The 13,199-nt window shown below is 62.6% G+C and carries 14 protein-coding genes; 10 read left to right on the top strand and 4 right to left on the bottom strand.

The features are described 5' to 3' along the window. Positions 1-31 precede the first annotated feature (31 nt). Positions 32-1,039, top strand: a complete 1,008-nt coding sequence (gene lhpH / locus P0D73_RS17375) for a trans-3-hydroxy-L-proline dehydratase (protein ID WP_408432255.1) — start codon at positions 32-34, stop codon at positions 1,037-1,039. A gap of 19 nt (positions 1,040-1,058) precedes the next feature. On the opposite strand, the gene P0D73_RS17380 is transcribed toward lhpH, so the two are convergent. The 3 genes from P0D73_RS17380 to P0D73_RS17390 form a co-directional block, all read right to left on the bottom strand. Beyond that, on the bottom strand, positions 1,059-1,757 hold the full coding sequence (locus P0D73_RS17380) for an SDR family NAD(P)-dependent oxidoreductase (RefSeq protein WP_132377488.1): 699 nt from the start codon (positions 1,755-1,757) through the stop codon (positions 1,059-1,061). A gap of 116 nt (positions 1,758-1,873) precedes the next feature. Next, positions 1,874-2,083 carry a hypothetical protein gene (locus P0D73_RS17385; protein ID WP_132377487.1) on the bottom strand — a complete coding sequence of 70 codons (210 nt, stop codon included), beginning with the start codon at positions 2,081-2,083 and terminating at the stop codon, positions 1,874-1,876. 281 nt (positions 2,084-2,364) lie between these two features. Then, positions 2,365-2,595 (bottom strand): hypothetical protein, encoded by a 231-nt coding sequence (locus P0D73_RS17390; protein WP_408178131.1) that lies wholly within the window; start codon positions 2,593-2,595, stop codon positions 2,365-2,367. 280 nt (positions 2,596-2,875) lie between these two features. Between P0D73_RS17390 and P0D73_RS17395 the strand changes: the two genes are divergently transcribed. The 4 genes from P0D73_RS17395 (at position 2,876) to lra1 (ending at position 7,076) form a co-directional block, all read left to right on the top strand. Continuing rightward, positions 2,876-3,628 carry an SDR family NAD(P)-dependent oxidoreductase gene (locus P0D73_RS17395; RefSeq protein ID WP_408432257.1) on the top strand — a complete coding sequence of 251 codons (753 nt, stop codon included), beginning with the start codon at positions 2,876-2,878 and terminating at the stop codon, positions 3,626-3,628. 94 nt (positions 3,629-3,722) lie between these two features. Then, the gene (locus P0D73_RS17400) at positions 3,723-4,994 is read left to right on the top strand and encodes an MFS transporter (RefSeq protein ID WP_408432259.1); all 1,272 of its coding nucleotides are present in this window, start codon (positions 3,723-3,725) and stop codon (positions 4,992-4,994) included. Between the two features lie 36 nt (positions 4,995-5,030). Further along, a complete protein-coding gene (gene rhmD, locus P0D73_RS17405; RefSeq protein WP_408432261.1) occupies positions 5,031-6,209 on the top strand; it encodes an L-rhamnonate dehydratase in 1,179 nt (392 codons plus the stop codon). An 84-nt stretch (positions 6,210-6,293) separates the two neighbouring features. Then, complete coding sequence (gene lra1, locus P0D73_RS17410) at positions 6,294-7,076, top strand: L-rhamnose 1-dehydrogenase Lra1 (protein ID WP_132377483.1); 783 nt, start codon at positions 6,294-6,296, stop codon at positions 7,074-7,076. Between the two features lie 16 nt (positions 7,077-7,092). On the opposite strand, the gene P0D73_RS17415 is transcribed toward lra1, so the two are convergent. Then, positions 7,093-8,094, bottom strand: a complete 1,002-nt coding sequence (locus P0D73_RS17415) for a LysR family transcriptional regulator (RefSeq protein ID WP_408314877.1) — start codon at positions 8,092-8,094, stop codon at positions 7,093-7,095. A 139-nt stretch (positions 8,095-8,233) separates the two neighbouring features. Between P0D73_RS17415 and rhaM the strand changes: the two genes are divergently transcribed. The 5 genes from rhaM to P0D73_RS17440 are packed head-to-tail and all read left to right on the top strand — an operon-like array spanning position 8,234 to position 13,149. Further along, positions 8,234-8,557 carry an L-rhamnose mutarotase gene (gene rhaM, locus P0D73_RS17420; protein WP_132377481.1) on the top strand — a complete coding sequence of 108 codons (324 nt, stop codon included), beginning with the start codon at positions 8,234-8,236 and terminating at the stop codon, positions 8,555-8,557. Positions 8,558-8,613: 56 nt separating this feature from the next. Beyond that, positions 8,614-9,507: an amidohydrolase family protein gene (locus P0D73_RS17425; RefSeq protein WP_408314875.1), complete on the top strand. Its 894-nt coding sequence runs from the start codon at positions 8,614-8,616 to the stop codon at positions 9,505-9,507. A 39-nt stretch (positions 9,508-9,546) separates the two neighbouring features. Further along, entirely contained in the window at positions 9,547-11,085 is a 1,539-nt protein-coding gene (locus P0D73_RS17430; RefSeq protein ID WP_408432263.1) for a sugar ABC transporter ATP-binding protein, read from the top strand. Beyond that, entirely contained in the window at positions 11,082-12,140 is a 1,059-nt protein-coding gene (locus P0D73_RS17435; RefSeq protein ID WP_408314872.1) for an ABC transporter permease, read from the top strand. The genes P0D73_RS17430 and P0D73_RS17435 overlap by 4 nt, the downstream gene beginning before the upstream one ends. Continuing rightward, complete coding sequence (locus tag P0D73_RS17440; protein WP_132377477.1) at positions 12,133-13,149, top strand: ABC transporter permease; 1,017 nt, start codon at positions 12,133-12,135, stop codon at positions 13,147-13,149. Before P0D73_RS17435 ends, P0D73_RS17440 begins: the two co-directional genes overlap by 8 nt. Positions 13,150-13,199 lie beyond the last annotated feature (50 nt).

A 13,199-nucleotide genomic window follows, 5' to 3' on the forward strand; every position in this document is an offset into this window, starting at 1 on the left:
GCAAGCGACCCATTGACTTCATGAAGCAAACATGAAAATTTCACGCACTATCCAGACTGTTGAAGTTCACACCGGCGGCGAGGCATTCCGCATTGTCACCAGCGGTTTGCCGCGTCTGCCCGGCGACACGATCGTCAAGCGGCGCGCATGGCTGAAGGAAAACGCGGACGATATCCGCCGGGCGTTGATGTTCGAACCGCGTGGGCATGCCGATATGTACGGCGGGTATCTGACAGAACCAGTCAGCCCGAATGCCGACTTCGGCATCATCTTCCTTCATAACGAAGGGTACAGCGACCATTGCGGCCACGGTGTCATCGCGCTGTCGACGGCGGCGGTCGAACTGGGTTGGGTTCAGCGTGAGATACCCGAAACGCGCGTGGGCATCGACGCGCCGTGCGGGTTCATCGAAGCATTCGTGAAGTGGGATGGCGAGCACGCCGGCAATGTTCGCTTCGTCAACGTGCCGTCGTTTATCTGGAAGCAGGACGTGACCGTCGAGACGCCGTCGTTCGGTTCGGTGACGGGCGATATCGCGTTTGGCGGCGCGTTCTACTTTTACACCGACGGCGAGCCGCATGGTCTCGCGGTGCGGGAGTCGTCGGTGGAAGAGCTCATCCGCTTCGGCGATGAAGTCAAGCAGGCGGCCAACAAGGCGTTTCCTGTCGAGCATCCTTTTATCCCCGAGATCAACCACATCTACGGCACCATCATTGCGAATGCGCCGCGGCATGCGGCTTCGACGCAAGCCAACTGTTGTGTGTTTGCCGATCGTGAGGTGGACCGTTCACCGACCGGCTCCGGAACGGGAGGCCGGGTCGCGCAGCTTTATTTGCGTGGAAAGCTGGGCAAGGACGACACCCTGGTGAACGAGTCCATTATCGGCACCGTGTTCAAAGGGCGCGTCCTGAGCGAAACCACGGTGGGCGATTTCAAGGCCGTCATTCCGGAAGTCGAAGGCAACGCCTTTGTGTGCGGCTTCGCGACCTGGATTATCGACGAGCGTGACCCGCTGACCTACGGGTTTCTGGTGCGTTAGGTCAGACGAGCAACGAGGCCTAGAACCGCTCGACCCACGGGCGCAGTTCGACCTCCCACGTCCACGCGCTGCGATGCTGACGATGAATGTGAAGGTATTCCCTTGCAATGGCATCGGGGTCCAGCCATTTGTCGTCCGCGCCGCCTTCTTCCGGACCTCTCGCGCTGCTGGCGATGCCGCCGTCGATCACGAAATGCGCAACGTGAATATTCTTTGGCGCCAACTCGCGCGCCATGCATTGGGCCATGCCTCGTAGCGCAAATTTGCCCATGGCGAATGGTGTCGAGCCGGGCAGTCCTTTCACGCTGGCAGTCGCGCCGGTCAGCAGTACAGTGCCGTGGCCGCGCGCCAACATGCGCACCGCCGCGGCCTGGGCCACGAGAAAGCCGCCGAGGGCAGTCACTTTGAAGGCGTCTTCGAGCTTCTGTGGCTCGATGGCTTCAACTGGCGCGCGATAGCGGCCGCTCGCGTTGTACACGACGAGATCGGGGACGCCGAATGCTTTTTCCACGCGCTCGAAGAGTGCCGTGACCTGGTCTGTTTGACTGGCGTCGCAACTCACGGGCAGGGCGCCCGTCTCGTCGACCAGGTCCGTCAGCTTGCTGGTATCGCGGGCGGCGAGCGCGACCTGCATGCCCTCCGCCGAAAACAGGCGTGCGAGGGAGGCGCTCAAGCCCTTACCCGCGCCGACAATCAATGCAGTCTCAGTTCGACTCATGGTTCCTCCGGAATCAACAGGGAAGCGCTGCGGCGTGTGTGTGCCGCATCATGCCTTGCTGATTGTAGGCGTTCACCGTGAATGGCACTGAGTTGACGGATGGTGGCGTCGCTTGCCTAAGGAGAGGCTTCGATTACGCTCCAGACCCGTTCGTCGGAGTCGCCCGTGAATTGTCTGGCGATAACGGCCCGGCATTTATCGCAGCGATAGTGCTCGAGGACGAGCGTGCCGTTGCACTCCGCGACACCGATGAGCGTGAGGTTTTCCTGCCGTTGCACATCGACTGGCAGGCCGTCGATGTCGGAGCATCCATCGCAGACTTCCATGGCGCCTCCTGACGTTCGCATCCATCGTTCGAAATGAGCCCGCGCGGAGCGGGCGAAGACTGATGCACCCGGTGACAGCGCGGGCCAAATCAGTATCCGGCTCGATGGAGCGGTTGTGCAAGTGCAAAAAAATAAAGTAAAAGGGGTTGGATGGGGCCGTCCCTCCGGGGTTTGAGCGCGATTGCGCTGCACTAGTATGGACCAGCGAGGCGTGCGCTGCCACAGGGATAAGGCGTCGTCCTGGCAACGGTGACGCAGGCACGGACGTCCAATGAAGCGCTCTACATCTTCGAGTCGACCCAGATACGCCCCCAAGCGGTTGCGTAGCCGATTGCCTGTTCGTGGTCGTAGAAAAAGTCTAGCGAGTTGAACGCGCGCGGAGGGCGTCCGGGTTCTTCGATGACGAGATCCGCCGAGTGCAAGCCATCGCCCGTGGGCGTCGTACTTGCACGCAGACCGAATCCCCGATGAAAACTGACTCTGCTGGCCGGTGTATTCAGCTGGATTTGCATTCGATTTTTATGGGCAACAACAGCCCGCTCTCTCTCTCAGTGGCGCGATTGTCCCGTCAATATATGAAGTTTCAATGACGGGGAGGGCGGATTAATACCAGGGTTTGCCTCGCTTTCCGCGATCCACTTTTGTTATCACCCCCTCCAATACTCGAATTGTTAGCGCATCGCAGCGCTCGTATATTGGCTGAACCGTCAGCACAAGCAGCACTGACAGCACAACCAGCCGGCATACAACAACACAAAGGCACGCCGCATAGGCCTGCCAAGGAGCACAGCGATGAACCGAATCGATCTGGAGGGGCGCGTAGTCGCCATTACCGGCGGCGCGCGTGGCATTGGCTACGCGGTGGCGCAACGGGCGCTGAACTCGGGCGCCTCGATCGCGCTATGGGACGTGGACGCGGACCGCCTCGCGCGCAGCCAGCGTGAGCTTAGCGAACTGGGCAAAGTCACCGCGGTCACCGTCGAACTCACGCAGGAAGCCGCCGTCGCGCAGGCGGTGGCGCAAACCGTCGCCGATCATGGCGCGATCGACGTGCTGATCAATTGCGCCGGCATTACCGGCGGCAACGGCGCCACGTGGGAACTGGAGCCCGACGTCTGGCGCCGCGTGATCGACGTGAACCTGATCGGCCCGTATCTCACCTGTCGCGCGGTCGTGCCGCAAATGCTCAAGCAGGGCTATGGCCGGATCGTCAATATCGCCTCGGTGGCCGGCAAGGAGGGCAACCCGAACGCCTCGCACTACAGCGCCTCCAAGGCAGGTCTCATCGGCCTGACCAAATCGCTCGGCAAGGAACTCGCGACGAAGAACATTCTCGTCAATGCCGTCACACCGGCCGCGGCCAAAACCGAGATCTTCGATTCGATGTCGCAGCAGCACATCGACTACATGCTCTCGAAGATTCCGATGAACCGTTTCCTGTTGCCGGAAGAAGCGGCGTCGCTGATTCTGTGGCTCTCGTCCGAGGACTGCGCGTTCAGCACCGGATCGGTGTTCGACCTGTCCGGCGGTCGCGCAACGTACTGAGGCGACGCGGCATCACGCGAGCCTGATCTCAGTAGCGGTACACAAGACAAGAAAACGCAGAGCCGCCGCCCGCGCGCTCTGCGAAGGAGACGACATGGAAGCGCCTGCGCCCGTTTCACTCGAGGCGATCAACAGCAAGGTTATGCGCCGGCTGCTGCCGTTTCTGCTGCTGATGTACGTGCTGGCATTTCTCGATCGCGCCAATATCGGTTTCGCGCAGAAGGCCTTGCAGCACGATACCGGTCTGTCGAATGCGGCGTTTGCGTTCGGTGCGGGGGTGTTTTTCGTCGGCTATGCGTTGTTCGAGGTGCCGAGCAATCTTCTGTTGCATCGGGTCGGCGCGCGTGCCTGGATGTGCCGGATCATGGTGACGTGGGGGCTCGTATCGGCGGCCATGTGCCTTGCTCATACGCCAACCGCGTTCTACACGCTGCGGTTTCTGCTCGGCGTCGCCGAGGCGGGTTTCTTTCCCGGCGTGATCTATTATCTGACGCACTGGTTTCCGCAGTCGTCCCGGGCGCGCGCGGTGGGCGTCTTCTATTTCGGCGCGCCGCTGGCGTTTATTTTCGGTAGCCCCTTGTCGGGCTCGCTGCTCGAATTGCACGGTGCACTTGGACTTACCGGCTGGCAATGGCTCTTTCTGGTGGAAGGCGCGCTGGCGTCAGTGGTCGGCGTGTGGGCCTTCTGGTATCTCGACAATCGTCCCGAAGATGCGCGTTGGCTCGAACCGCAAGAGCGCGCCAGCTTGCGCGCGGCTCTCGACGACGACGCACTGCTTGCGTCCGCGCACGGCCCGCATCGCATTCTCGCGGCGCTGGTGGACCGCCGTGTGTTGCTGCTGTCGGCGATCTATCTGCTGATCCAGATGAGCGTGTACGGCGTGATCTTTTATTTGCCGCAACAGGTGGCGGCATTCCTTGGCACGACGGTCGGTTTGCGCGTGGGACTCGTCGCCGCGTTGCCGTGGCTGTGCGCGCTGGCCGTGACCTGGTATGTCGTCGCCGGGCTCGGCATCGGCGTGTCGGGACTCGTGCATAGCCCGCTGCTCGGCTTGCTCGCCCTTTGTTGTGCGGCGAGCGGTTTTATCGCGGCGCAGCCGCTCTTCTGGACCTTCCCCACGCGTTACCTCACGGGCGCTGCCGCGGCGGGCGGCATCGCCTTGATTAATTCGCTCGGCGGACTCGGCGGCTTCATCGCACCGAGCTTGCGCACCGCGGCGGAACACGCGTTTTCGTCGACGTCGGCGGGACTGGTCGTGCTGGGCGTGTCGAGTCTGCTCGCCGCGCTGCTGATCGGCACGCTCTTGCGCCGCGATCCCGCGCAGCCGCACACCACTTTCGAAACCTTACTGCATCGCGCCCGCTAGGCGCTCGCTCGACGCACTCATAACGGAGCCCCATTCATGGCCATGCCTACCATCCGGCACGTGCGTGCCTTCATCGTCCGCGGCGGCGGTGCGGATTATCACGACCAACCCGGCGGACACTGGATCGACGATCACATTTCCACGCCGATGGCGCGTTATCCGGAGTATCGGCAGAGCCGCCAGTCGTTCGGTATCAACGTGCTCGGCACGCTGGTGGTGGAGATCGAAGCGAGCGACGGCACCGTCGGTTTCGCGGTGACGACGGGCGGCGAGATCGGCGCATTCATCGTCGAGAAACATCTCGCGCGTTTTCTCGAAGGCCAACTCGTTACCGACATCGAGAAGATGTGGGATCAGATGTACTTCTCCACGTTGTACTACGGCCGCAAAGGCGTGGTGCTGAATACGATCTCGGGCGTCGATCTCGCGTTGTGGGATCTGCTCGCGAAAGTGCGCAAGGAGCCGGTGTACCAGCTATTGGGCGGTCCGGTGCGCGACGAACTCGTGTTCTACGCAACCGGCGCGCGGCCCGATCTCGCGAAGGAGATGGGTTTTATCGGCGGCAAGCTGCCGTTGCAGCACGGTCCGGCTGAAGGCGAAGCGGGCCTCAAGCAGAATCTGGAAAAGCTCGCGGACATGCGCAGCCGCGTCGGCGACGACTTCTGGCTGATGTACGACTGCTGGATGAGCCTCGACGTGCCGTATGCGACGCGGGTCGCGCAAGCGGCGCACGAATACGGCCTCAAGTGGATTGAAGAATGCCTGCCGCCCGACGACTACTGGGGTTACGCCGAACTGCGCCGCAACGTGCCGCGCGGCATGATGGTGTCGACCGGCGAACACGAAGCGACGCGCTGGGGCTTTCGCATGCTGCTCGAGATGCAATGTTGCGATCTGATTCAACCGGATGTCGGCTGGTGCGGCGGCATTACCGAATTGATCAAGATCTCCGCGTTAGCGGATGCCCATAATGTGATGGTCGTGCCGCACGGTTCATCGGTGTATAGCTATCACTTCGTGGTCACGCGGCACAACTCGCCGTTCGCCGAGTTTCTGATGATGGCGCCCAAGGCCGACGAGGTCGTGCCGATGTTCACGCCGCTGCTGCTCGACGAGCCGGTGCCGGTGAACGGACGCATGAAGGTGCCGGACACGCCGGGATTCGGTGTGAGGCTGAATCCGGAATGTGCATTGGTGCGGCCTTACCCGCGTTGATTGCGCGCGTTGATTGCGTTAGTTGAGTTGCGGCGTTCGCTGCGCGAAATCTGCCGCAACGTAGAAACATAAAAGGAGAATGACGTGCTGCTCAAGGACAAGGTCGTGATCGTCACCGGCGGCTCGCGCGGCATCGGCCGTGCGATCGCGGTTGCGTGCGCAACCGAAGGCGCGGACGTGGCGATCAACTACTGGGGCGATAACGATGCATCGTATGGACGCCGCTCAGCGGTCGCGGAAGTGGTCGCCGAAATCGAGGCGCTGGGGCGGCGCGTGATTGCGATCGAGGGCAACGTCGCCGCACGCGAAACCGGTCAGCAACTGGTGCGCCATACGGTCGAAGCTTTCGGCAAAGTCGACGTGCTAGCCAGCAACGCGGGCATCTGTCCGTTCCACGCGTTTCTCGACATGCCGCCGGAAGTATTGGAATCGACGGTGGCGGTCAATCTGAACGGCGCCTTCTATGTCACGCAAGCCGCCGCGCAACAGATGAAGCTGCAAGGCACGGGCGGCGCGATCGTGGCGACGAGTTCGATCAGCGCGCTAGTGGGCGGCGGCATGCAAACGCATTACACGCCGACCAAGGCTGGCGTGCATTCGCTGATGCAATCCTGCGCAGTCGCATTGGGACCGTACGGCATTCGCTGCAACTCGGTGATGCCGGGCACCATCGCAACCGACCTGAATGCGGAAGACCTCGCCGACGAAGCCAAAAAAGCCTACTTCGAAAAGCGCATTCCGCTCGGCAGACTGGGCCGCCCGGAAGATGTCGCCGATTGCGTGACGTTCCTCGCTTCCGACCGCGCGCGCTATGTGACCGGCGCGGCGTTGCTGGTGGACGGCGGTCTCTTCGTCAACCTGCAGTAACGCGCCGATGCCGATTTCAGTTCACGGGAGCCGAAGACGCGATCACCGAGTCGGGAGCGGCCGCGGCGGTGTCATCGCGCTTGAGCTTGCGCGAGAAACCGCGCAACAGGTCGATGAAGCGCAACGCCGGTTCGGCGAGCGGTTCTTCCTTGCGCGTGAGAATGCCAAAGCCGGCGAGGCTCTTGCCGATTTCGAGCGGCAGCGCGATCAGCAGTTTGCCGCGCAAATGATCCCGCACCACCGACTCCGGCAGCATCGCCACCGCATCGTAATTTTCGAGCAATTGCAGCGTGGCAAAAATCGACGCGCATTCGGTCAGGTTCACCGGCGTGGCCAGTCCCGCGCGCGCGAGTTCCTCTTCGAACAGTACACGCGCCGGACTGGTGACAGGTTGCGCCACCCACGGCCAGTCGATCAGTTCACGCAGCGTGAGGCGCGCGCGCTGCGCGAGCGGATGCACCGAACGCACCACCAGCAACAACGTCTCGCGCGCGAGCGGCTCGAAACTGAAATCGTTGTGTTGCAGCGGACTGGTCAGGCGCCCAAGCGCCAAGTCGACTTCGCGGCGATGCAGCAATTGCACGACCTGGTCGCTGGTTTCGCCGAGAATGCGCACGTTCAGCAGCGGGCTCTCGGTTTTCAGCGCGGCGACCGCCATGGCGAGCAGATCGGGCGCGGCGCCCATGATCGCGCCGACCGTCAGTTGGCCATGACCGCCGCGGCGTTTCACGTCGAGGTCTTCGGCGAAACGGGTCAGTTCGGCCAGCGCGCGCCGCGCGTAAGCCAGCGTGACGACGCCGAGCGGCGTGGGCGTCATGCCGCGCGCGTTGCGCTCGAACAGCAGAAAGCCGAACGCTTCTTCGATATCGCCGAGCATGCGGCTCGCGCTCGGCTGGGCCACGTTGACGGCCTCGGCGGCCTGATGGAGATTGCGCGCGTCGTCGAGCGCGACGAGCAGCGCGAGGTGCTTGAACTTGAGCCGATTGACGAGTGCGACAGTTGCTGAGGGTTGGCTCATGGGGCGGATGCGATTCGGTTTGTGGATCGCCCAATCCCAACTTCGGATTGAGATGCTATCGACGCAGGAATTATAGTCGTATCAGACGCTTCCACGCTTCGCTGGAAAAGCGCCCGGATACGACGGGAGACAGGCCGCAATGGAGACAATCGCTTTCCGGATGGTGCTCAACCCCGGCATGCGCGAGGAATACGAACGACGTCATGCGCAAATCTGGCCCGAGCTGGTTGATGCATTGCACAACGCCGGTGTGCGCGACTATCGGATTTTCTTCGATCCGGGCTCGGATCATCTTTTCGCCGTGCTGACGCGAAACAGCCACCACACCATGGACGAACTGCCGCAACTCGAGGTGATGCGCAAATGGTGGGATTACATGGCCGACATCATGCAGACGGCCCCGGATCACACGCCCGTGCAGCAGCCGCTCGAACCGGTCTTTCATTTGAATTCGCTAAGCTGAACTGATCCGGCAGGATCTCAAACCTCGAAACGACTTTACCGGACGGAGGATGTCGCATGCAGGTGGTCGATTCGCATATCCATTTGTGGGATCTGAAAACGCATCGCTATCCGTGGCTGGAAAACCCGGGCGTGTCGTTCGTGGGCGACGCGCGCGATCTGAAGCACGACTACCTGCTCGACGATCTGTTGGGCGAAGCGGGCGATATCGACGTGCTGAAACTCGTGCACGTCGAAGCGAATCACGATCCCGCCGATCCAGTCGAAGAAACGCGCTGGCTGCAGTCCATTGCGGATCGCAAGGAATCGCGCGGCATGCCGAACGCGATCGTCGCCGCGGTGGATCTGTCCGCGCCGAATGCGCCGGCCGTGCTCGAAGCGCATGCATCGTTCGCCAACACGCGTGGCATCCGGCAGATTCTGAACGTGCACGAGAACAAGCTGTTCGATTACGTCGGCCGTCATTTCATGCGCGAGCCGCAATGGCGCGAGCACTTTGCGTTGCTGCGCCGTTACGACATGTCGTTCGATCTGCAACTGTATCCGTCACAGATGGAAGAGGCGGCGGCGTTGGCGCGCGCGCATGGCGACACGCAGTTCGTGATCAACCACGCGGGCATGTTCGTCGACCGCAGCAGCGTGGCCGGTTATCGCGCATGGCGCGACGGCATGCGCTTGCTCGCGGGTTGCCGCAATGTCGCCGTGAAGATCAGCGGACTCGCGATGTTCGATCATAAGTGGACTGTTGAAAGCCTGCGGCCTTACGTACTCGAAACGATAGATACATTCGGCGTCGAGCGGGCGATGTTCGCCTCGAACTTTCCGGTCGACCGGCTGTTCGGCTCTTACGCGGATTTGTGGCATGCGTATGCGTCGATTGTGGAGGGCGCGAGCGTCGTCGAAAAAGAAGCGCTGTTTTGCCGTAACGCGGAACGTTGCTACCGCATCTGAAAGACGTTGCCTGGAACACGAAAAAGAAGGAGACACGTAGTGCAGCAACCCACATCCGCTGTGCCGAGGCTCGAATTGCGGCATGCGAGTAAATCTTTCGGGCGGGTTCGCGCGCTCTCCGACGGCGACCTCGCGCTCTGGCCGGGCGAAGTGCATGCCTTGCTCGGCGAAAACGGCGCAGGCAAATCCACGGTCGTGAAGATTCTCGCGGGCGTGCATCAGCCGGACACCGGCGAGTTGTTGGTGGACGGCGCGGCGCGCCGCTTCGCGACACCCGCCGAGGCGCGCGACGCCGGGCTCGCGGTCATCTATCAGGAACCGACGCTGTTCTTCGATCTGTCGATCGCGGAGAACATCTTCATGGGACGGCAACCGGTCGACCGCATCGGCCGGATTCAGTACGACGCGATGCGCCGCGAGGTGGACGGCTTGCTGGCGTCGCTCGGTGTGGATCTGCGCGCCGATCAACTGGTGCGTGGTTTGTCGATTGCCGATCAGCAGGTGATCGAAATTGCCAAGGCGTTGTCGCTGAACGCCAACGTGCTGATCATGGACGAACCGACCGCGGCGTTGTCGCTGCCCGAAGTGGAGCGGCTCTTTGCCATCGTGCGCAAGCTGCGCGAGCGTGACGTGGCGATTCTGTTCATCACGCACCGGCTCGACGAAGTATTCGCGCTGACACAACGCGTCACGATCATGCGCGATGGCGCGAAAGTCTTCGACGGTTTGACCGCCGATCTCAACACCGAGTCGATCGTCGCCAAAATGGTCGGGCGCGATCTGGAAACCTTCTATCCGAAGGCCGAGCGGCCGCCCGGCGAAGTGCGCCTGTCGGTGCGTGGCCTCACGCGCATCGGCGTGTTCAAGGACATCTCCTTCGACGTGCGCGCGGGCGAGATCGTCGCGCTCGCCGGACTGGTCGGCGCGGGGCGCAGCGAAGTCGCGCGGGCGATCTTCGGCATTGATCCGCTCGACTCGGGCGAAATCTGGATTGCCGGCGAGCGTCTCACCGCTGGACGCCCTGCGGCCGCAGTGCGCGCTGGACTCGCACTCGTGCCGGAGGATCGCCGCCAGCAAGGACTCGCCCTGGAATTGAGCATCGCGCGCAATGCATCGATGACGGTGCTCGGGCGTCTCGTCAAACACGGCCTCATCTCCACGCGCAGCGAGACGCAACTCGCTAGTCAATGGGGCACGCGCCTGCGCCTGAAGGCAGGCGATCCCAACGCGCCGGTCGGCACGTTGTCGGGTGGCAATCAGCAGAAGGTCGTGCTCGGCAAATGGCTGGCCACCGGGCCGAAAGTGCTGATCATCGACGAACCCACGCGCGGCATCGACGTCGGCGCGAAGGCCGAGGTGTATAGCGCGCTCGCCGAACTGGTGCGCGACGGCATGGCGGTGCTGATGATCTCGAGCGAATTGCCGGAAGTCCTCGGCATGGCCGACCGCGTGCTGGTGATGCACGAGGGGCGTATCAGCGCAGATATAGCGCGTGCCGATGCCGACGAGGAACGCATCATGGGCGCGGCACTTGGCCAACCCGGCCAACCGATTTCACCGCTGGGACACGCCGCATGATGCGCCATTCTTCCACTCATCCCGCACCGGTGCAGGCACCGGTCCCGAAGCGCGCGGCCAGTTCGCCGGGCGGTTTCGCCGCGAGCATCGCGAAGAGCCGCGAGACGACGCTCTTCGTCGTGCTGGTTCTGTTGATCGTGGGCACCGGGCTCGCGAAGCCTCAGTTTCTGAATCTGCAGAATCTGCGTGACGTGCTGCTGAATGTGTCGATTATCAGCTTACTGACAGCCGGCATGACCGTGGTGATCCTGATGCGGCATATCGATCTCTCGGTCGGATCGACGGTCGGCGTCAGCGCGTATGCGGTCGGCAGTCTGTATGTCGCGTTTCCGCATATGCCGGTGATCGTCGCGTTGGGAGCGGGGCTTGCCATCGGTCTCGTGGCGGGCACCATCAACGCGCTGCTGGTCGCGGTAGGGCGCGTGCCGTCGCTCGTCGCGACGCTGTCCACGCTGTACATTTTTCGCGGTGCGGACTACGCGTGGGTGCACGGCGGACAGATCAACGCCACCAGCTTGCCCGATGCGTTTTCGCGTCTTGCCACCGGCACGTTCCTCGGCATCCCGACACTCGCACTGATCGCGATCGTCGTGCTGATTGGTCTTGCCATCTATCTGAAGCAGTTTCGCGGCGGCCGCGAACACTACGCGATCGGCTCGAATCCGGAGGCGGCGCGTCTGGCCGGCGTGAATGTCGAACGTCGCGTGATGGCGGGTTTCCTGCTGTCCGGCGCGATTGCCGGTTTTGCGGGCGCATTGTGGCTGGCGCGCTTCGGCACTGTGGATGCGAGCACCGCGAAGGGCATCGAATTGCAGGTGGTGGCCGCCGCGGTGGTGGGCAGCGTCGCGATCACGGGCGGCGTCGGCACGATTCTCGGCGCGACGCTCGGCGCGCTCGTGCTCGGCGTGATCAGCATCGCGCTGGTGGTGCTGCACGTGTCGCCGTTCTGGGAGCAGGCCATTGAAGGCGCATTGATCGTCGCCGCGATCACCGTCGATACCTTGCTGGCCCGCTCCGTCGCCAAACGCATGATGAGGAAACGCGATCATGGCTAAACCCGATTCCGCGCTGCTCACGCGCAAACGCGAAACGCCGCTGCAATGGGAAGTGCTGCTGGTAATCGTGCTGATTCTTTCGCTCGCGCTCGGACGCTTGCTGTCGCCGGTGTTTCTGACCGGCGCGAATCTGAGCAACGTGCTAGCCGATCTGACCGAGATCGCTTTGATGGCGCTGCCGATGACGCTCATCATCGTCGCCGCCGAAATCGATCTGTCGGTGGCGTCGGTGCTCGGCGCATCCAGCGCGTTGATGGGCGTGCTGTGGCACATGGGCTTGCCGATGCCGCTCGTGATCGTGCTGGTGCTGGCCGCCGGCGCGTTGGCCGGGTTACTGAACGGCCTCGTGATCGTCAAACTCAATCTGCCTTCGCTCGCGGTCACGATCGGCACGCTGGCGCTGTTTCGCGGCCTTGCCTATGTGTTGCTCGGCGACCAGGCGGTGGCGGATTTCCCGCCCGCTTATACGGCGTTCGGCATGGACACGCTGGGCGGGAGTTTCATACCGTTGCCGTTTGTCATCGTGATCGTCGGCGCGATCGTCTTCACCGTGCTGCTGCAGTCCACGGCGTTCGGCCGCAGTCTCTACGCGATCGGCGCGAATCCGACCGCCGCGGCGTTCTCCGGCATCGAAGTGGCGAAGATCCGCTTGCGTCTGTTCGTGCTGTCCGGTGCCATGAGCGCGCTGGCGGGCATCGTCTATACGCTGCGCTTTACCAGCGCGCGCGGCGACAATGGCGAAGGTTTCGAGTTGTCGGTGATCGCGGCGGTGCTGTTCGGCGGCGTGAGTATTTTCGGCGGACGCGGGTCGATGATCGGCGTGCTGCTGTCGCTGCTGATCATCGGCGTGCTGAAAAACGCGCTGACGCTCGACGACGTGTCCAGCGAAACGCTCACCATCGTTACCGGCGTGCTGCTGCTGGCGTCGGTGCTGATACCGAATCTGGTTGCCCGCTGGCGCGCGGCGCGCGACCGGCGTTTCATCGCGAAGTCCGCTTCTTCCATCTAACGTTTTTAGCAAGGCCTGCGTCTACGAAGAGAAAGTCCAACAACCGATAA

The sequence above is a fragment of the Paraburkholderia sp. RL18-101-BIB-B genome (genome assembly GCF_046026985.1).
Classification (GTDB): domain Bacteria; phylum Pseudomonadota; class Gammaproteobacteria; order Burkholderiales; family Burkholderiaceae; genus Paraburkholderia.